19 protein-coding genes are annotated in these 18,830 nt (G+C 39.7%); 7 read left to right on the top strand and 12 right to left on the bottom strand.

The window, feature by feature from the left end; all coding sequences use genetic code 11:
• Complete coding sequence (gene crcB / locus ACLS0A_RS09145) at positions 1–384, top strand: fluoride efflux transporter CrcB (protein ID WP_416083222.1); 384 nt, start codon at positions 1–3, stop codon at positions 382–384.
• On the opposite strand, the gene ACLS0A_RS09140 is transcribed toward crcB, so the two are convergent.
• The 12 genes from ACLS0A_RS09140 to wbaP form a co-directional block, all read right to left on the bottom strand.
• Complete coding sequence (locus ACLS0A_RS09140) at positions 344–1,333, bottom strand: alpha/beta fold hydrolase (RefSeq protein WP_416083221.1); 990 nt, start codon at positions 1,331–1,333, stop codon at positions 344–346. The genes crcB and ACLS0A_RS09140 overlap by 41 nt on opposite strands.
• 281 nt (positions 1,334–1,614) lie before the next feature.
• Positions 1,615–2,730 carry an aspartate-semialdehyde dehydrogenase gene (gene asd / locus ACLS0A_RS09135; RefSeq protein WP_416083220.1) on the bottom strand — a complete coding sequence of 372 codons (1,116 nt, stop codon included), beginning with the start codon at positions 2,728–2,730 and terminating at the stop codon, positions 1,615–1,617.
• A 324-nt stretch (positions 2,731–3,054) separates the two neighbouring features.
• Complete coding sequence (gene ftsX / locus ACLS0A_RS09130) at positions 3,055–3,969, bottom strand: permease-like cell division protein FtsX (protein WP_416083219.1); 915 nt, start codon at positions 3,967–3,969, stop codon at positions 3,055–3,057.
• 279 nt (positions 3,970–4,248) lie between these two features.
• Positions 4,249–4,899, bottom strand: coding sequence for a cell division ATP-binding protein FtsE (gene ftsE, locus ACLS0A_RS09125; RefSeq protein ID WP_126371162.1), 651 nt, complete (start codon positions 4,897–4,899; stop codon positions 4,249–4,251).
• A gap of 149 nt (positions 4,900–5,048) precedes the next feature.
• Positions 5,049–6,278 (bottom strand): MFS transporter, encoded by a 1,230-nt coding sequence (locus ACLS0A_RS09120; RefSeq protein ID WP_416083218.1) that lies wholly within the window; start codon positions 6,276–6,278, stop codon positions 5,049–5,051.
• Between the two features lie 171 nt (positions 6,279–6,449).
• Positions 6,450–8,282 carry a glutamine--fructose-6-phosphate transaminase (isomerizing) gene (gene glmS, locus ACLS0A_RS09115; protein WP_416083217.1) on the bottom strand — a complete coding sequence of 611 codons (1,833 nt, stop codon included), beginning with the start codon at positions 8,280–8,282 and terminating at the stop codon, positions 6,450–6,452.
• Positions 8,283–8,323: 41 nt separating this feature from the next.
• Positions 8,324–9,106 (bottom strand): DeoR/GlpR family DNA-binding transcription regulator, encoded by a 783-nt coding sequence (locus ACLS0A_RS09110; protein ID WP_103855029.1) that lies wholly within the window; start codon positions 9,104–9,106, stop codon positions 8,324–8,326.
• A 155-nt stretch (positions 9,107–9,261) separates the two neighbouring features.
• On the bottom strand, positions 9,262–9,534 hold the full coding sequence (locus tag ACLS0A_RS09105) for an HU family DNA-binding protein (protein WP_017805492.1): 273 nt from the start codon (positions 9,532–9,534) through the stop codon (positions 9,262–9,264).
• A 158-nt stretch (positions 9,535–9,692) separates the two neighbouring features.
• A complete protein-coding gene (locus tag ACLS0A_RS09100) occupies positions 9,693–10,283 on the bottom strand; it encodes a YjaG family protein (RefSeq protein WP_416083216.1) in 591 nt (196 codons plus the stop codon).
• A 9-nt stretch (positions 10,284–10,292) separates the two neighbouring features.
• Complete coding sequence (gene hemE, locus ACLS0A_RS09095) at positions 10,293–11,357, bottom strand: uroporphyrinogen decarboxylase (protein WP_416083215.1); 1,065 nt, start codon at positions 11,355–11,357, stop codon at positions 10,293–10,295.
• Positions 11,358–11,368: 11 nt separating this feature from the next.
• Positions 11,369–12,193: an NAD(+) diphosphatase gene (gene nudC, locus ACLS0A_RS09090; protein WP_416083232.1), complete on the bottom strand. Its 825-nt coding sequence runs from the start codon at positions 12,191–12,193 to the stop codon at positions 11,369–11,371.
• Between the two features lie 110 nt (positions 12,194–12,303).
• Positions 12,304–13,743 carry an undecaprenyl-phosphate galactose phosphotransferase WbaP gene (wbaP, locus tag ACLS0A_RS09085; protein ID WP_416083214.1) on the bottom strand — a complete coding sequence of 480 codons (1,440 nt, stop codon included), beginning with the start codon at positions 13,741–13,743 and terminating at the stop codon, positions 12,304–12,306.
• Between the two features lie 143 nt (positions 13,744–13,886).
• Between wbaP and rfbB the strand changes: the two genes are divergently transcribed.
• From rfbB to ACLS0A_RS09055, 6 genes are read left to right on the top strand one after another with little or no spacing between them, the layout of a single operon-like run.
• Positions 13,887–14,954 (top strand): dTDP-glucose 4,6-dehydratase, encoded by a 1,068-nt coding sequence (gene rfbB, locus ACLS0A_RS09080; RefSeq protein WP_416083213.1) that lies wholly within the window; start codon positions 13,887–13,889, stop codon positions 14,952–14,954.
• A 13-nt stretch (positions 14,955–14,967) separates the two neighbouring features.
• Positions 14,968–15,837, top strand: a complete 870-nt coding sequence (rfbA, locus tag ACLS0A_RS09075; protein WP_416083212.1) for a glucose-1-phosphate thymidylyltransferase RfbA — start codon at positions 14,968–14,970, stop codon at positions 15,835–15,837.
• A gap of 2 nt (positions 15,838–15,839) precedes the next feature.
• Complete coding sequence (rfbD, locus tag ACLS0A_RS09070) at positions 15,840–16,721, top strand: dTDP-4-dehydrorhamnose reductase (protein ID WP_416083211.1); 882 nt, start codon at positions 15,840–15,842, stop codon at positions 16,719–16,721.
• Positions 16,722–16,740: 19 nt separating this feature from the next.
• Entirely contained in the window at positions 16,741–17,283 is a 543-nt protein-coding gene (gene rfbC, locus ACLS0A_RS09065; RefSeq protein ID WP_416083210.1) for a dTDP-4-dehydrorhamnose 3,5-epimerase, read from the top strand.
• A gap of 14 nt (positions 17,284–17,297) precedes the next feature.
• Complete coding sequence (locus ACLS0A_RS09060) at positions 17,298–18,080, top strand: ABC transporter permease (protein WP_416083209.1); 783 nt, start codon at positions 17,298–17,300, stop codon at positions 18,078–18,080.
• A 2-nt stretch (positions 18,081–18,082) separates the two neighbouring features.
• Positions 18,083–18,799: an ABC transporter ATP-binding protein gene (locus ACLS0A_RS09055; RefSeq protein ID WP_416083208.1), complete on the top strand. Its 717-nt coding sequence runs from the start codon at positions 18,083–18,085 to the stop codon at positions 18,797–18,799.
• Positions 18,800–18,830: the final 31 nt, after the last annotated feature.

Genomic DNA, 18,830 nt, shown 5'->3' with positions numbered 1-18,830 from the left:
ATGGCGATTTGGCAATCTTTACTCATCATAAGCAGCGGCGCTGCAATTGGCGCTTGCACTCGTTGGGGCTTGAGCGAATTGCTAAATCCGCTATTTTCTTTTCTTGCCTTTGGCACGCTTATCGCCAATTATCTTGGCTGTTTTTTAATCGGCATTTTGATCGCCTTACTTTGGCAATATCCGCAAGTTTCTAGCGAGTGGCGATTATTTTTGATTACTGGATTTTTAGGCAGCCTCACCACCTTTTCTTCTTTTTCGGCTGAAGTAGTGAATGATTTTTTAACGGAAAAATGGCTATCTGCGCTGGCAATTATTACTTTGCATCTTGGCGGCAGCCTGTTATTTACGCTGTTTGGCGTGCTGCTGTACCGTTATTGGAAATAAAGGCTTGCACCGCACTTAAGGCTTCGGCACGAATTTTATTCCGTTCAAACAAAATCTCGTGTCTGGCATTTTCCACCGTGATGAGTTGCCCTTTTGGCAAGCAGGCAACCAATTTTTCCAACTGTGTATTTTCTACGATCTTTTCTTTGCCAGCTTGCAAAACTAAAACGGGAATTTCAATGCGCGACAAAATTTTTTCCAGCCCTTTAATTGCAGTTAAACATAAATGCACCCAGCGGAACGTTGGCCCTCCAAGGCTTAATTCAGGAAAATAACGATTAATGCGGTTCATCCATTTCATTCTGGTTTTGCAAAAACTGAGTTCATTTTGATCCAGATTGGCGGGTTTATAGGCGCTCTTGCCGAATACATAGCGTTGCCCTTGCCCGAATAACATCATCAAATTAATAATCAGCTCATCGCGCAATAAATGCTTGGTTGGCAAGCCAAAAAATGGTGAAGAAAGCACCGCACTTTGAATATGATGATCATAGTTCGCTAAATAATAAGCCGAAATCAGCGAGCCTAAAGAATGAGCGAGCAGATATTGTTGCGAATAATCATAATGGTGAGAGATTTGCTTGATGACCGCGTCCATATCCTCGCAGTAAAAGCGAAATTCATCAATATAGCCTTTATCGTTATCCGCTAATAAACGCTGCGAATAGCCCTGCCCGCGGTGATCGAAAAGCAGCACATCATAACCCCATTGATAAAAATCATAAGCCAACTCCGACCATTTCAGCATATTCTCCGCCCGTCCATTGACTAAAATTATCAATTTTCGTACCGCACTTGGCGAGCTTTCGGCGCGCAAAAAATGGCGATAGGCAATTTGGCAACCCTGTTTACCCGTTAAATATTGGATAGGAAATTGATCCACAAAGGGCATTAATTGCTGCAACGCAAAGCGGCAAAAATGGGGTTCTCGGTGTAGGCAATTTGACATCAGCTTACCATCAATAAAACAAAGATGTCCCGATCATAAAGGAAAGCGGGCAAGAAAGATAGAACATTAATGCCACATCAGACTTCCTTACTTGTTGATAAAATCTCACATTTTTAAAGTGCGGTGTTTTTTTTCGTTATTTTTGTCCAGCAGCCAGATCAACATTCAAAGGGAAATAAAACAGGTTACCCATTCAATCCGCCTTAAAAAATTCACAAAAAAAGCACCGCACTTTATTTTCAGCCGTGCGGTGCTTCTTTATGGGTTTTGTTACTTAAAAATTAAGCCACTAGCTGTTTTAAAATGCGGCGAACAGGTTCTGCAGCGCCCCATAATAATTGGTCACCAACGGTGAAGGCGGCAAGATATTCAGGCCCCATTGCCAATTTGCGTAAACGTCCCACTGGTACGCTTAATGTACCTGTTACTTTAGCAGGCGTTAATTCACGCAAGGTGGTTTCTTTGTCGTTTGGAATCACTTTAACCCATTCGTTGTGAGAAGCCAAAATTTGCTCGATTTCGTCTAATGGTAAATCTTTTTTCAACTTAATGGTGAATGCTTGGCTGTGGCAGCGTAATGCGCCGATACGCACACATAAACCGTCCACTGGGATTGGATTGTCGCTTAAACCTAAAATTTTATTGGTTTCTGCGTAGCCTTTCCATTCTTCTTTAGTTTGTCCTGTTTCTGGTAATAATTTGTCGATCCAAGGGATTAAGCCACCAGCAAGCGGTGCGCCGAAGTTATCAATCGGGAATGATGCATCACGCATTTTGGCTGTTACTTTGCGTTCAATGTCTAAAATTGATGAAGCGGGATCGGCTAACTCTGCTTTAACCGAATCTTCTAATTCACCCATTTGCACCAATAATTCACGCATATTTTTTGCGCCCGCACCAGAGGCCGCTTGGTAAGTGGCAACAGATACCCATTCCACTAAATCACGCTCAAATAAACCGCCTAGCGCCATTAACATTAAACTTACTGTACAGTTTCCACCAACAAAGGTTTTCACGCCGTTTTTTAACCCTTCGCTGATCACGTTTTGGTTTACTGGATCAAGCACGATGATGGCATCTTTGTCCATACGCAATGCAGAAGCTGCGTCAATCCAATAGCCGTTCCAGCCTGTTGCTTTTAATTTTGGATACACTTCGTTGGTGTAATCACCACCTTGACAGGTAACGATAATATCTAATTTTTGTAATTCAGCGATGTCAAAGGCATCTTTTAACACGCCCGCATCTTTACCTGCAAATACAGGCGCTTTTTGACCGGCTTGTGAGGTGGTGAAAAAGAAAGGATTGATGTTCGCGAAATCATTTTCTTGTTGCATACGATCCATTAGCACCGAGCCAACCATTCCACGCCAACCGATAAAACCAACGTTTTGCATAAAATTTTCCTTATAAGTAATGTTGTGTTGAAAATAAAATCTGAGTGAATTATGCACAGAAAAAGGGTTAGAAGAAATAACCATTCGGCTTTAATTCACGGGAAATTAATTACGTTAAACCGTGCAAAAAAACGTACAAGATAGCGTAAACAAAAGCAAGCGTTTTTCTAAAAAAAGTTGTGAATAATTGATCTTTCAACAAAGAATTTTTAAGTTTACTGACCACTCATTGAAAAAATCCGAATGATGCTAGAAAGGAAAAGAAAAATCCCCTTTGTCATAGAGCAAAGGGGATTAAAAGAAAGCACAAAGAAAACGTAAAGATTAGCTGTATTTTTTCGCCGATAACCAAGCAGCGGTGTAGCCAACTAGCGCACACATTGCGAGCAGAAAGAGTAACTCACCGATCATTATGCCGTGTAGCTCAAAGTTTACGGCGAAAATGTCTGTTACATATTTCACCGCACTGGTGAAATAACCAATCACAATAGCACTGAAAATGCAGGCAAATAATCCGCCCAGCACGGCATAAATTATTCCTGTATAAAGGAACGGGCGTAGGATAAATTGATCCGTTGCACCAAGCAGTTTCATTACTTCAATATTGGCTTTGTTGCTGTACACATCAGAACGAATACTGTTGCCAATCACAAGGAAAACAGAAATGGTCATCAAAATGGTGCAAACCACGGCGATATGAGCAATTAGCCACGAAAGTGCGGTGAGTTTTTCCATTAAATTATTGTCTAAACGCACTTCTTGTACGCCTTTAATTTTGGCGAGATTTTCCCGCAATTCATTGCGTTTTTGACTTTCGTTGTAGTCTTTGACTGGTTTAATAATCACCACGGCAGGCAGTGGATTATCATCTAAAATATCCAAGCCCTCAGTGAAACCAGACCAATTTTTGAACTCATTAAGGCTCTCTTGGCGAGAAACATAATTCAGGCTTTCCACCCCTGCTTGTTGGCGAATTTTTTCCACCACTAAATTGGCATCGGCTTCCGTAAGATTTTTATGCAAATAAACGGTCAGTTCACTTTCAGGATAAAACTGCGTAGTGGCCTGATGAATATTTTTCCACAATAAATAGCTCACCGTTGGTACAGTCAGCGAAACGGCAATAACAAGAATGGTTAATAAGGTCGCATATTTTTTCTTGATTAGATCTGCCAGCACGGCTCTTAGCACATAATGGGTTTGTACCCACCAAGAAGCATTGATTGGACGAGAACTCATTGGGCTTTCCTTGGGGTTCGTTAATAATTCATTATACATTTGAGCTGATGGCTATTTTTTGTGAGAACAAGGCGAACGCGCGGACGTTTAGTTAGGCTAAACGAACCACATTCAACATTGCTATCACGAAAAATAGCTTCAGCCCTTCGGGTTAGGTTTAAAATTAGCGCACTCTTTGTTACCGTTCTCACTAAGAGAATCATTCTTAGTTTTGAACGGCGCCGCGATTGCGCTAATTTTAAACGATAATTCAAATGCACAATGAATTATCAACAAGCCCTAACGTAAATGGCCTTGTTCTAAAATTAAACAAGGTTTTGGTTTTTGTTGAACAATATTAATATCGTGCGTGGCAATTAACACGGTCATTCCAAGACGATTAAACTCTTCAAATAAATTAAAAATATCCAGCGAAAGGGCGTTATCTAAATTGCCTGTTGGCTCATCAGCGAGCAATAATTGTGGTTTATGCACAATGGCGCGGGCAATATCGACACGTTGCTGTTCACCGCCCGATAAATGGATTGGTAAGTGATTAGCACGATCACGCAAGCCAACGCGATCTAACGCCGCTAAGGCACGACTTTGCGCTTCTTTTGGGTGAATTCCCGCAATGATAAGCGGCAACGCCACATTATCCACAATACAACGATCGGCAAGCAGGCGATAATCTTGATGCACCATACCAATTTGACGGCGTAAGAAGGGCAATTCGTGTTTGGACAGACGTGTAATATCGTGTCCGTTAAACCAAATTTGCCCGCCATTGGCACGTTCCATACCCATAATAAGTTTCAATAGGGTACTTTTCCCCGCGCCAGAATGCCCGAGAACATAGCTCATACTCCCAACCGGAAGATGAAAGTTTAATCCCTGCAAGGCTGGCTTGCCGCCTAAATAAGCCTTGCTGACGTTTTCAAAGCGTATCATCGTTGTTATCTCTTTTCTTTTTATGTTAAGCGAATGATTATAACGGATATTCTTATTTTTTGAGCAGAAATTTATGGGTTAAATGTAAGGAATTGTCAATTCAGAAGAAAAATGATGAGCATAACCAAGCAGCTCATCATTTTTGCCGATTAATCCAAGGCTTTGCCTTTTAATTCTGGAATTAAGAAAATGGTGGCGATCATATCGATCACATAAATTAGCGCAAGGAAGGCAATCGCCGTGGAAAACGAATAGCTTGCTACTACGGCACCGACTACCACAGGGCCGAAGCCACCGACCGCGCGCCCGATATTAAACAGCACATTTTGTGCGGTTGCACGGGCTTGAGTTGGGTAGGCTTCCGCCATTAATGCACCGTAGCCGCCCATCATTCCATTTACGAACATTCCGAGAAAGGCTCCAGCAATCAGCATTGCGTTTGGGTCGGTCAGTTGTGAGTAGGTAATCACACTGATTACGGCGCCTAGTTGGAAAAGCAGAAAACTTGGTTTGCGCCCGATTTTGTCCGCAAGGCGACCAAAAATCCAGATACCGCTCATCATTCCGCATACGGTTACCGCCGTCCAAACGCCAGATTTGGTTAAGCTAAAGCCAAGTTGTTTAGACAGGAAATTAGGTAGCCAGATCATTATGCCGTAATAACCAAAATTCTGTACGGAAGTCAGCACCACCACTCCTAGGCTGACTTTGGCGGTTTGTTTATCTTTCACTAATAATTGGAAAGATTGACGGAATGCCTGCCATTTCGATTGTGTCGTAGCGGAAAGTGCGGTCTGTTTTTCGGTAAAAACGTCAGGTTCGTGTAATTTCGCTCGCAAATACCATGCCACGAAAGCAGGGAAAATGCCCACAATAAACATTCCGCGCCAGCCGATGATTGGCAATAATAATGGTGTAAGTAACACTGCAGCTAGCACGCCCACTTGCCAGCCTAATGCCACATAAGAAGCGGCTTTTGCACGATGGCGAGCAGGCCAAGCTTCCGCCGCTAATGCCATTCCAATACCAAATTCACCACCCAATCCAATGCCTGCAATGGTGCGGTAAATTAATAAATCCCAATAACCTTGTGCGAGCGCACATAAGCCAGTAAACACGGCAAATAGCACGATTGTCCAAGTTAATACTCGCACACGTCCATAACGATCGCTTAATGCGCCGAAAATAATGCCACCCGCCACTGCGCCGATTAATGTCCAAGTAACCAAAGAGCCTGCTTGGGCGCTTGATAGGGCTAAATCCGCAGAAATTGCGCTGAGCATAAAGCCGAGAATGAGTAAATCGAAGCCGTCCATTGCATAGCCCACGGCAGAGCCGATCAAGGCTTTCCAGCCATAATCATTTACTTTGTTGTTCATAGATGTCCTTTTGCTACTCACGGGTAGCCTTTAAAGTGTTAAGAAAGGAAGTTTGCTAAAAGTGTGCCTTAAAAAAGCACGCCTTAAAAAGCGCACATAGTGTAGTTAATTTGACTGCTGTAAGCAAATAAAAAAACAGCCTTGCAAATCATTACAAGGCTGTTTGAAAAATTATTCCACCGTTACCGCTTTTGCAAGGTTACGCGGTTGATCCACGTCTGTTCCTTTGATTAAGGCAATATGGTAAGAAAGCAGTTGTAGCGGCACAGTGTAGAAAATTGGTGCGGTTACTTCGTCCACTTTCGGTAACACGATGGTTTTGAAACCTTCACCATCGCTAAAACCGGCATCGTGATCAGCAAAGATATAAAGCTGGCCGCCACGAGCGCGTACTTCTTCAATGTTTGATTTCACTTTTTCAAGTAAATCATTTTCTGGCGCAACCACAATCACTGGCATATCGCTATCAATTAAAGCCAGTGGGCCGTGTTTTAATTCCCCAGCCGCATAGGCTTCTGCGTGAATGTAGGAAATTTCTTTCAATTTCAAGGCTGATTCCATTGCGATTGGGTAAAACTCGCCACGTCCTAAGAATAAGGTGTGGTGTTTATCAGCGAAATCTTCAGATAATTTTTCAATTTGTTTATCGTAAACTAATGCGCTTTCAATTTGCGCTGGCAAACGTTGTAAAGCCTGTACAATGTGATGTTCTTGCTCTTCGCTCACTGTGCCTTTTAAGCGTCCGATTGCCGCATTTAATAATAATAAACAGGTTAATTGAGTGGTGAAGGCTTTGGTTGATGCCACGCCAATTTCCACGCCCGCACGGGTCATAAAGGCAAAATCTGATTCACGCACTAAAGAAGAACTTGCCACGTTACAGATTGTCATTGCCGTCATATAGCCTGATTCTTTGGCTAAGCGTAATGCGGCCAAGGTATCTGCGGTTTCGCCCGATTGAGAAAGGGTGATAAGCAGGCTATTTGGACGAGTAACAAATTTGCGATAGCGGAATTCTGACGCAATTTCCACATCACAGCTTACGCCAGCAATGGATTCAAACCAATAGCGTGCCACCATTCCCGCATTGTATGACGTTCCGCACGCCACAATTTGAACGTGTTCCACTTTTTTCAAGATTTCTGCTGCATTAGGGCCAATGGCATCAATATTGACTTTACCATTAACAATACGGCCATCTAAGGTGTTCATAATCGCAACAGGTTGTTCAAAAATTTCTTTTTGCATATAGTGGCGATATTGCCCTTTGTCTGCTGCATCGGCTTCAAAATGCCCTTCGTGCATTTCACGCTCAACGGCATTGCCTTGCGCATCAAAAATTTGTACATCACGGCGAGAAATTTCCGCCACATCGCCTTCTTCTAAATAAATGAAACGGCGCGTTACGCTTAATAGCGCTAAAGGATCGGAAGCAAGGAAGTTTTCACCCACGCCTAAACCGATAACCAATGGGCTGCCAGAACGCGCAACCACTAAATGTTCAGGTTCATCTTGGTGCATTACTACCGTACCGTAAGCGCCGCGCAATTGTGCCACGGTTTTTTGTACCGCTTCTAATAATGAGCTAGCGCTGCGGTATTCCCATTCCACTAAGTGGGCAATCACTTCGGTGTCGGTTTGCGAAAGGAATTCATAACCGCGTTTTTGTAATTCTTCACGCAATTCTTCGTAGTTTTCGATAATTCCATTGTGAACCACCGCAATTTTGCCAGAACGATGTGGGTGAGCGTTGGCTTCTGAAGGTTCACCGTGCGTTGCCCAACGAGTGTGCGCGATCCCTGTGCCACCTAAAATTGGGTGTGCTTCAAGGGCTTCATCTAAAGCTTTTACTTTACCTACACGGCGTACGATTTGCATATTATGATTTGCATCTAGCACCGCAATACCCGCTGAATCATAACCACGGTATTCTAAACGATGTAAGCCATTGACTAAAATTTCTGCTACATCACGTTGTGCTACTGCACCCACAATTCCACACATAAAATGTCCTCTCTGGTTAGAAAATAAAAAAGTTGAAAAATTTACACCGCACTTGCGCAGATCACCTCCACGCCTTGTGCTTCAATTTGTTGTTTAATTTCAGCGGCGAGCAAATCGTCCGTGACTAACACATCAATTTGCTGCCAAGTTAATTCGATATTTGGCATTTTTCTGCCGATTTTTTGTGATTCCACCATCACAATAACTTCACGGGAAACTTCCGCCATTACACGGCTTAAATCCACTAATTCATTAAAGGTGGTCGTGCCACGCTCTAAATCTATGCCGTCCGCGCCAATAAAAAGCTGATCAAAATTGTATGAACGCAACACTTGCGCCGCCACTTGCCCTTGGAAAGATTCAGAACGAGTGTCCCAAGTTCCCCCTGTCATCAACAGCGTTGGCTCATTTTCTAAAGCGCGCAATTGGGTGGCAACGGAAAGAGAATTCGTCATCACCACCAAGCCTTGCTTTTTATTGAGCTGATTGATCAGCGCCGCAGTGGTGCTACCGCTATCAATAATAATGCGATTATGATCCGCAATACGTTCCGCCGCTTTTTTCGCAATCGCTAACTTTCGTTTTGAAAGATGTTCATCTTGGCTTTCATCAAGCAACTCTTGCGGCATTAAAATCGCCCCACCATAACGGCGTACCAACACACCATTGGCTTCAAGTGCGGTCAAATCTTTGCGAATTGTTACCTCTGAAGTTTCAAATAACTGAACAAGCTGTTCCACACTCACTTCGCCTTGGCTTTGTAATAATTGCACAATGCGATGACGGCGTTGTTGCGTATTTCTGGGTTGAATGTTTCGTTTCATAATCTTAAATCAGATCTAAATTTCGGTTCGGAATATTATAGAAAGAAAAGGGAAATGTAAATAGAAAATTCGTTAAGGAAAACAAAACAACTGTTTTAAATCGTATAAACAAAAAACCCTGCATTATGCAGGGTTAGAAAAATAAGGGCAATTAATTATTTGATCGCGTCTTTTAATGCTTTACCAGCAACGAATGCAGGCACTTTAGACGCTGCAATTTGGATTTCTGCACCAGTTTGTGGATTACGACCTGTGCGCGCTTTACGCTCGTTCACTTTGAATGTACCAAAGCCGATTAATTGAACTGGCTGACCTGCTTTTAAGCTACCTGCGATAGCATCTAAAGTTGCTTCTAATGCAGCTTTAGCTTGTTTTTTGTTTAACTCTGCTGCACTTGCAATTGCATCAATTAAATCCGTTTTGTTCATAAATTAGTACCTTCTCTATTTTTTGATTAAATTAAGAGTGTTAGGATACGCCTAACGCCTAAGTCAATAATAAATACTGTATGCACAGTGTGGTAAAGAATAAATCAACTTCTATATAAAGCAAAGCAATAAATAGCAAAAATGTAATCTAAATCACATTATTGGCTAATTTCTATACCAATATTTGAGATTCCTTCTGCGCGAATTTCATTTTTAAGTGCTAAAATTAAGGAAACATCGCGTTCTTCGCACTCTCGTAGCGCACGGTAGATCTGCCATTGCACATCTAATTCTTGTTCAATTTCTTCACTTGCTTTGAGTTCTTGTTCGGATAATTCTCGGTCTAAATTAGTTTCCAATAATCCGATAACAGTTTGTAAAGAAATCAAACTCACTTGCACGGCGTGCTCTAAGGTTTCACCTGCAATTAGGCTATGTAATAATTCAGAAAGTGCTTCGCAGGCCTCAATCGCTGGCACAACGCCATAAAAATCATAATTATTCACATCAGGGATAATCGCTTCAAATTTTTCGAGCTGATTATCAAAATTGATGTGGGCATCTTTCACGGTTAAATATTCCCAGGTTAAATTCAGAATATTTTGGTAAATTCTGCTTTGCGTGGGCTGTTCCGTGACTTGGCAAAAAAGCTGAAAGTTCGGCAACATTCGCTCACACAGACAGGCCATAAAAGTGAGATGCTGCCAACTGGCTAAATTTTCTAAGCGTTTATGAATAGGATTTCGCATTGTTTATCCTTATTTATGGTAAGGCTGAGAATATTGATGGATTGCGTCCACAAAAATTTTCGGGCTGATTTCTGGCACATCTTGATGAATACCGTGTCCGAGATTAAAAACGTGGCCGCTGCCTTCGCCAAAATCCGCTAAAATCGACCGCACTTCTTGTTCAATGCGCTCTGGTGAAGCATAAAGCACAGAAGGATCCATATTGCCTTGTAGCGCCACTTTATGCCCGATACGTTTTTTGGCGTCTGCAAGATCCACTGTCCAATCCAAGCCCACTGCATCACAGCCTGTATTGGCGATATTTTCTAACCATAAGCCGCCACCTTTGGTAAAGAGGGTCACTGGCACTTTGCGTCCTTCATTATGACGAATAAGATTTTCCACAATTTTCTGCATATATTGCAGCGAAAACTCAAGGTATTCACGATGAGCTAGCACACCGCCCCAAGTATCAAAAATCATCACCGATTGCGCACCCGCTTTAATTTGTGCATTCAGATAAAGGGCAACGGAATCCGCTAATTTGTCGAGTAACAAATGCAAGGTTTGTGGATCGGTATAAAGCATTTTTTTGATTTTTGTGAAAGCCTTGCTACTGCCCCCTTCTACCATATAGGTGGCAAGTGTCCAAGGGCTGCCAGAAAATCCGATCAACGGCACTTCGCCTTTGAGTTCACGGCGAATGGTGCGCACCGCATTCATCACATATTGCAATTCTTGTTCCGGATCAGGAATTGGCAAATTTTCCACCGCACTTTTATTTTCGATAGGACGCGCAAATTTAGGCCCCTCGCCTGCGCCAAAGCTCAATCCTAGCCCCATTGCATCAGGAATGGTGAGAATATCAGAAAACAAAATGGCGGCATCTAAATCGTAACGGCGTAAAGGTTGTAGTGTCACTTCACAAGCCAACTCTGCATTGCGGCAAAGAGACATAAAATCCCCTGCTTGCGCACGCGTGGCTTTGTATTCTGGCAAATAACGCCCTGCTTGACGCATCATCCAAACGGGGGTCATATCCACAGGTTCACGCAAAAGCGCACGCAAATAACGATCATTTTTTAATTCAAACATCTTAAATTCCTTTATTTTTCTACCGCACTTTTATCATCATCGGCACAAAGTGCCAGTGTGGCATTAATTAATTTCAACGCAATAGTGCCTTGTGGCGGCAAATTTGGCAAGGGTTTATCATAATCAAACCATTGAGCATCTTGCAGTTCTGCTTCTTGCAAGCGAATTTCCCCCGCGGCATAATCGGCTAAAAATCCCACCATTTGAGAATTGGGGAACGCCCAAGGCTGGCTACCAAAATAACGAATGTTTTTCACCTGAATCCCAGTTTCTTCAAACACTTCTCGTTGCACGGTTTGCTCAAAACTTTCCCCCACTTCCACAAATCCCGCCAACGTGGTGTACATTTTTTCCTGTTGATGACGCTGATGATTGGCGAGCAAAATCTGCCTACCACGGCGAACTGCCACAATAATCGAAGGGCAAATCACGGGATAAGTGCGGTATCCACAGGCGGAATTTTCACATTGCACGGCCAATTCTTCTTTTGCCATTGCCATTTTTGAACCGCACTTCCCACAAACGCGATGGGTTTTCAGAAAATGATTAATCTCCACGCCACGATTGAGCAAATTAAATTGCGCTTCTGGCAAATGAAGCTGGCTACGCAATGAAGTATATTCTCGGCTATCGTCCTGCTCTGCTCTCTGCTTTTCTTCCTGCTCGGCAACTAGCCAAAGCGGCGCGCCATTCCAACGCCCGATTTCCATCGCCAAACGCCCCGTTAATTGAAAATCTTCCGCCTTTCCTTCGGGCAATTTTCCCTCGAAAAGAAAAATATTCGATCCTTGGGTTAAAAGCCAAGCACCCTGTGTTGTTGGCTCAATAGGCCGCATTGAAAAACTCATAAAAATTTCACCGCACTTTGGTTTTGGTTGTTTAAGATTTGGGGCTATTTTACAGGGTTACGCTCATTTTGCTATGAAAAATACATTTGCTTACGCTGTTAATAAGCACCTGTTTTTTCAAATACAACTCTTGCTGTTTTAAATAAAATTGTTATGTCATTCCAAATTGACCAATTTCTTACATACCAAGCATCGTAATAAACCCTTGTGGAATAATCGATATTATTTCTTCCACTAATTTGCCATAGTCCCGTCATTCCAGGACGAGTCATCAAATAATAATCTAATTCATCTCTATATCTTATTAATTCTTGGCGAACAATTGGACGAGGGCCAACTAAACTCATATCACCTTTAAGCACATTAAATAACTGTGGCAGCTCATCTAAACTTGTCTTACGCAGGAAATGGCCTATTTTGGTGATCCTAGGATCATTTTTTAATTTAAAATCTTTTTCCCACTCAGCCCGTGCTTCAGGATTGTTTTTTAATAAATTACGCAAGACTTCATCAGAATTAAGCACCATTGTTCTAAATTTTAAACAACCAAAAACTTTTTTATTCATTCCAACACGCTTATGCGCATAGATTGCTTTTCCACCATCTTTTGCCACAAGATAATATAACCATAATAAAAAAGGTGAAAGTACAATAATTAAAGATAAGGAAATAAAAATATCCACTGCTCTTTTTAAGATTCTAGAGCTACGTTTAGCTAACCTGTTCTGTACACGCAATAACATAACTTCGTGACTAAAAATAAAGGAAATATCCGTGTTATACAACGGCAATCCCTTTAAACTCGGCACAATGGAAATGGCTCGGCAATGATGCTTTGCTAGCAGCCGAACCCAATAATCCAGTTCATTAGCTTGATTTTCTTCCAATGCCAAAATAAATTGGGTAGTATTCTTATCTACCAAAGAAAATAAATTATGTGTATCAGGATATAAAATAGGAATATTTAAATGCTTTAAATACTTATTAAAACAATCTTCAGAGGAAGTATTCACATCAACAAAATACTTCACATCAAACCCTAAGAAAAACTCACTCTTAATAGCTTGATAAGCCTCCATCGCATTTTCTTGCGTACCAATAATAACTGTTTCTTTTCTATACCTCCCATTTTTTATTAAAATATATTTTACTATAAAACGAACTAGGGGAAATAATAAAAATATACTACCCCACATTAGCATAAAGAAAGTACGAGAAAAGGTAAGTTTTAAGAATGCAATCAAAGATAATTCAATAATACAAAACAAAAATAATGTATATATTACTTCTCTTAACTCAACCCAGAACGTTTTTCTATAAGTATAATGTCTTAACCTTAGCCAAAACCATAAAATACAGAAAAAAGTAATAAAAAAATGTAAAAATGATTGCTTATAAATAGAATAATCTGGAATTAATGAAGTTACATTAGGATAAAAAATGTTTACCAAACATAATACGAGAAAAAAAGGAACAAAAACCGAACAAAAATCAAGCAGCATAAAGGTTGCTTTATAGTAAAAATCTTTTTTTTGCATAATTGTCTCCTGCCTGAATAGAATTATAACTCTCTAAATATGCTAAAACAAAATCTTTTTATGTAGTTTTGTTGCTATAGCCAATGAATGTAGATAAAATAGCTAACTACATTCAATATTTGTCATTCTCTCAATAGGTTTATATGAAAATTTTGATTACTGGAGGCGCTGGTTTTATCGGCTCAGCACTCGTTCGTCATGTCATAAAAAACACTTCACATAGCGTTATTAATGTGGATAAACTCACTTATGCTGGGAACCTTGAGTCACTTGATGAGATTTCGGATAATGCTCGCTATGCTTTTGAACAAGTAGATATCTGTGATCTTATCTCATTACAAAAGGTTTTACAAAAGCACCAACCTGATGCAGTAATGCATTTAGCAGCAGAAAGCCATGTTGATCGTTCTATTGATGGTCCAGCCGCCTTTATTGAGACAAATATTGTTGGCACTTACACGCTGCTGGAGGCAGTAAGGCAATACTGGTCAGCAATGCCCGAAAACAAAAAGCAAAATTTTCGTTTTCATCACATTTCTACAGATGAAGTGTATGGAGATTTGCATAATACAGATGAATTATTCACAGAAGCTACACCTTATGCACCAAGTAGTCCATATTCAGCATCAAAAGCATCAAGTGATCATTTAGTGCGAGCTTGGCATCGCACATTTGGATTGCCTACAATTATAACCAATTGTTCAAATAATTATGGTCCCTACCATTTCCCAGAAAAACTAATTCCTTTGATGATTTTGAATGCCCTAGATGGCAAACCATTACCTGTTTATGGTGATGGTCAGCAAATCCGAGATTGGCTATTTGTTGAAGATCACGCTCGCGCGCTCTACAAAGTAGTGACAGAAGGCCAAATTGGAGAAACTTATAATATTGGTGGGCATAATGAAAAAACCAATTTAGAGGTTGTTAAAACTATCTGCGAATTATTAGAGGAGCTTGCACCGAATAAACCTGAAGGTGTAACTCATTATTCTGATTTAATTACCTTTGTGACAGATCGACCAGGACATGACTTACGTTATGCTATTGACGCTAGCAAAATAGGAAAAGAACTAGGTTGGTATCCTGAAGAAACTTTCGATACGGGCTTGCGTAAAACTGTAGAATGGTATCTCAATAATTCTAAATGGTGGAAAAGAGTCTTAAATGGTTCCTATAATTTAGAACGTTTAGGTTTCAAAAGTTTATAAGGGTAAAAAATAGATGAAAGGAATTATTTTAGCAGGGGGCTCTGGTACGCGTCTCTACCCTATTACGCGTGGTGTATCGAAACAGTTATTACCTGTTTATGATAAACCAATGATTTATTATCCTCTTTCTGTACTAATGCTAGCAGGAATTAGAGATATTCTAATCATCACGACACCTGAAGATAACGAAAGTTTTAAACGACTTTTAGGTGACGGGAGTGATTTTGGGATAAAACTTAAATATGCAGTACAACCTAGCCCAGATGGATTGGCACAAGCCTTTCTCATTGGAGAAGAATTTATAGGCAATGATCGCTGTTGCTTAGTTTTGGGTGATAATATCTTCTATGGTCAACATTTCAGTCAACTCCTTTCTCAGGCAAGAGAACAGCAATCTGGGGCAACGGTATTCGGCTATCAAGTCAAAGACCCCGAGCGTTTTGGGGTTGTGGAATTTGATGAAAATTTCAAAGCCTTATCAATAGAAGAAAAACCAGAACATCCAAAATCCAATTGGGCAGTGACTGGACTTTATTTTTATGATAATCGTGTTGTGGATTTTGCAAAACAAATTAAGCCTTCTGCGAGAGGGGAATTAGAAATTACTACCTTAAATCAAATGTACTTGGAAGATGGTTCATTAACAGTGCAGCTATTAGGTCGTGGATTCGCTTGGCTAGATACGGGTACATATGAGAGCCTACATGAGGCGTCCTCCTTCGTCCGTACAATTGAGAATATTCAAGCTCTCCAAATTGCTTGCTTAGAAGAAATCGCTTGGCGTAATGGTTGGCTAACAACAGAACAGTTAATTCAACTTGCCACTCCGATGAAAAAAAATCGCTATGGTCAATATTTATTACATTTAATTGGAGAGCAATAATCATGCCTCGGATTCTAGTTACTGGAAGCAGTGGACAAGTAGGTCAATGCTTAGTTGAACGATTGAAAAATAAAGTAGATTTACTTGCCCTTGATCGTGATCAACTAGATATAACCGATATAAAAGCGGTAAATCATACAATTAAACAATTTAGACCAGATGTTGTGATTAATGCAGCTGCATATACTGCAGTAGATAAAGCTGAATCTGATCAAGAAACAGCTAAATTGATTAATGTTGATGGAGTAAAAAATCTAGCTATTGCTTGCGAAGAAATATCTGCTGCTTTATTACACATTTCTACAGATTATGTTTTTGATGGAAATAAAAACCTTGCGAATCTATATACTGAAGAAGATCTAGTGAATCCCCAAAGTGTCTATGGTGAAACAAAATTACAAGGCGAGATAGTCGCTCAAAAACATTGCCAAAAAACAATTATTTTACGAACCGCATGGGTTTTTTGCGAATACGGTAATAACTTTGTAAAAACAATGTTGCGCTTAGCAAAGACGCATAATGAGTTAGGTATTGTATCCGATCAATTTGGCTCACCAACATATGCTGGAGATATCGCTAATGCACTGATCAAAATTGCGGATACTATTATTGCCGAAAAAAGCATTTCTTACGGTATTTACCATTTCTCAGGTTATCCCTATGTGAATTGGTTTGAATTTGCTCAAGCTATCTTTAATAATGCAAATCAGCGCGGTCTATTAGATATTATGCCTAATCTTAAAGCTATTGATACACTAAGTTACCCAACTGCAGCAAAACGTCCAGCAAATTCGAAACTAAGCCATACAAAAATAAGAAATGCATTTAATATATCTCCAAGTAATTGGCAAGATGCGTTAAAAAATATAAGAGCATATATTTAATTGAAAACAGGACATCATAATGAAAATTATTGACACAACTATTCCTGATGTAAAAATTCTAGAACCTCAAGTTTTTGGTGACGAACGTGGTTTCTTTATGGAGACCTTTCGCGACCAATGGTTTAAAGAAAATGTGTGCAATCGAACTTTTGTACAAGAAAACCATTCAAAATCTACTAAAGGTGTATTAAGAGGGCTGCATTATCAAACAGAAAACACTCAAGGAAAGCTAGTAAGAGTGATTTCAGGAGCAGTTTTTGATGTTGCAGTGGATCTCCGTAAAAATTCACCAACTTTTGGTAAATGGGTAGGGGAAATTTTATCAGCGGAAAACAAAAGACAATTATGGGTGCCCGAAGGATTTGCCCATGGTTTTTATGTTTTAAGTGATGAGGCAGAGTTTGTGTATAAGTGTACTGACTATTATAACCCTAATGCCGAACACTCCTTGATTTGGAATGACTCTACTGTAGGTATTGAATGGCCCATAATTGGAGAGCCTAATTTATCAAATAAAGATTTATTAGGTAGCTCTCTTCATAAAGCAGTTCTATTTGAGTAAAAAGTATTTTAAATATGATAAAAAAAGAGATTTCAGAAATCTATCGTTATAGAGAACTATTAAAACAACTAATAATAAAAGATATCAAACTAAAATATAGACGTAGTTATCTTGGCTATATTTGGAGTATCTTAAATCCACTAATGATGATGCTCGTTTTAGTAGTTGTCTTTTCTAGTCTATTTAGATTTGATGTACCAAATTATCCAGTGTACTTGCTTACTGGACAAGTGCTGTTCAACTTTGTTGCTGAGGCGACAAATATGTCCGTATCTTCAATCACTGGAAATGGAGCATTACTCAAAAAAACCTATGTACCTAAGGCAATATTCCCTATATCAAGAGTAACAAGCTCATTAGTGAATCTGTTGTTTTCTCTGGTGGCATTAGCGCTAGTAATGCTTATTACTTCTACACCTATCTCATGGTATATACTCTTAATCCCTATAGTATTTATGGAAGTTTATCTATTTACTTTAGGTCTTAGTTTACTACTAGCAAGTAGTGCCGTATTTTTTAGAGATATACAGTATCTATGGGGAGTCTTAATTTCTATCTGGTTATATGTAACCCCAATCTTTTATCCCGTCTCAATTATTTCCGATGAGTACCAGGTAATTTACCAAAACCTAAATCCTATGTATGGCTATTTATTACAATTTAGAGATCTTGTTCTCTATGCTAAGCCATTACCAATGGACTGGTTCTATCAAGGATCTATCACTGCTGTTGTAATGTTAGCAATCGGACTATGGGTCTTTAACCGTAAACAAAATCAATTTATTTTATATATATAACTATGAATGATATTATTATAGATATACAAAATGCATCTGTCAGATTTAACAAAGCGACTGAAAATATAACTGGCCTAAAAGAATACGTTATAAAACTTCTTAAAGGTCAGTTAATGTTTGAAGAGTTTTTTGCTCTAAAAGACATTAATCTACAGATTAGAAGAGGAGAATCATGGGGACTTATTGGAAATAATGGTTCTGGCAAATCAACCCTACTTAAATTGATTTGTGGTATTCTTCAACCTTATACAGGAAAAGTATCAGTATCAGGCACAATAGCTCCTCTAATTGAACTTGGTGCTGGCTTTGATTATGAACTTACTGCAAGAGAAAATATCTTTTTAAACGGTGCATTACTTGGCCATAATAAAAAATTTATGCAATCAAAATTTGATGAGATTATTGAGTTTTCTGAATTATCAGATTTTGTTGATGTTCCTATAAAAAACTATTCTTCTGGAATGTCTGCAAGACTTGGCTTTGCAATTGCTACAATGGTGAAAGCGGATATTTTGGTTATAGATGAAATTTTATCCGTGGGAGATCAGGCTTTCCAAGAAAAATGTAAAGTAAGAATGACAGAATTATTAAAAGGGGGTACCACACTATTATTTGTTTCTCATTCTATGGCACAGGTAAAAGAAGTATGTAGCAATATAGCTTTTATAGAAAAAGGAACTGTAAAAATGACGGGGAAAATTTCTGACGTACTAGATTAGGACTATTCAAAAGTCAATTTAAACTTATATT

Source organism: Avibacterium volantium, from assembly GCF_049366555.1.
In the GTDB taxonomy this organism is placed as follows: domain Bacteria; phylum Pseudomonadota; class Gammaproteobacteria; order Enterobacterales; family Pasteurellaceae; genus Avibacterium; species Avibacterium volantium_A.
The sequence above is the reverse complement of the archived record's forward strand: the minus strand, read 5'-3'. Positions and strand labels throughout refer to the sequence as shown.

Coding starts and splice junctions, on each gene's coding strand:
- crcB (WP_416083222.1), top strand. CDS start 1: ATGGCGATTTGGCAATCTTTACTCATCATAAGCAGCGGCGCTGCAATT.
- ACLS0A_RS09140 (WP_416083221.1), bottom strand. CDS start 1,333: ATGTCAAATTGCCTACACCGAGAACCCCATTTTTGCCGCTTTGCGTTG.
- asd (WP_416083220.1), bottom strand. CDS start 2,730: ATGCAAAACGTTGGTTTTATCGGTTGGCGTGGAATGGTTGGCTCGGTG.
- ftsX (WP_416083219.1), bottom strand. CDS start 3,969: ATGAGTTCTCGTCCAATCAATGCTTCTTGGTGGGTACAAACCCATTAT.
- ftsE (WP_126371162.1), bottom strand. CDS start 4,899: ATGATACGCTTTGAAAACGTCAGCAAGGCTTATTTAGGCGGCAAGCCA.
- ACLS0A_RS09120 (WP_416083218.1), bottom strand. CDS start 6,278: ATGAACAACAAAGTAAATGATTATGGCTGGAAAGCCTTGATCGGCTCT.
- glmS (WP_416083217.1), bottom strand. CDS start 8,282: ATGTGTGGAATTGTGGGTGCAGTAGCACAACGTGATGTAGCAGAAATT.
- ACLS0A_RS09110 (WP_103855029.1), bottom strand. CDS start 9,106: ATGAAACGAAACATTCAACCCAGAAATACGCAACAACGCCGTCATCGC.
- ACLS0A_RS09105 (WP_017805492.1), bottom strand. CDS start 9,534: ATGAACAAAACGGATTTAATTGATGCAATTGCAAGTGCAGCAGAGTTA.
- ACLS0A_RS09100 (WP_416083216.1), bottom strand. CDS start 10,283: ATGCGAAATCCTATTCATAAACGCTTAGAAAATTTAGCCAGTTGGCAG.
- hemE (WP_416083215.1), bottom strand. CDS start 11,357: ATGTTTGAATTAAAAAATGATCGTTATTTGCGTGCGCTTTTGCGTGAA.
- nudC (WP_416083232.1), bottom strand. CDS start 12,193: ATGCGGCCTATTGAGCCAACAACACAGGGTGCTTGGCTTTTAACCCAA.
- wbaP (WP_416083214.1), bottom strand. CDS start 13,743: ATGCAAAAAAAAGATTTTTACTATAAAGCAACCTTTATGCTGCTTGAT.
- rfbB (WP_416083213.1), top strand. CDS start 13,887: ATGAAAATTTTGATTACTGGAGGCGCTGGTTTTATCGGCTCAGCACTC.
- rfbA (WP_416083212.1), top strand. CDS start 14,968: ATGAAAGGAATTATTTTAGCAGGGGGCTCTGGTACGCGTCTCTACCCT.
- rfbD (WP_416083211.1), top strand. CDS start 15,840: ATGCCTCGGATTCTAGTTACTGGAAGCAGTGGACAAGTAGGTCAATGC.
- rfbC (WP_416083210.1), top strand. CDS start 16,741: ATGAAAATTATTGACACAACTATTCCTGATGTAAAAATTCTAGAACCT.
- ACLS0A_RS09060 (WP_416083209.1), top strand. CDS start 17,298: ATGATAAAAAAAGAGATTTCAGAAATCTATCGTTATAGAGAACTATTA.
- ACLS0A_RS09055 (WP_416083208.1), top strand. CDS start 18,083: ATGAATGATATTATTATAGATATACAAAATGCATCTGTCAGATTTAAC.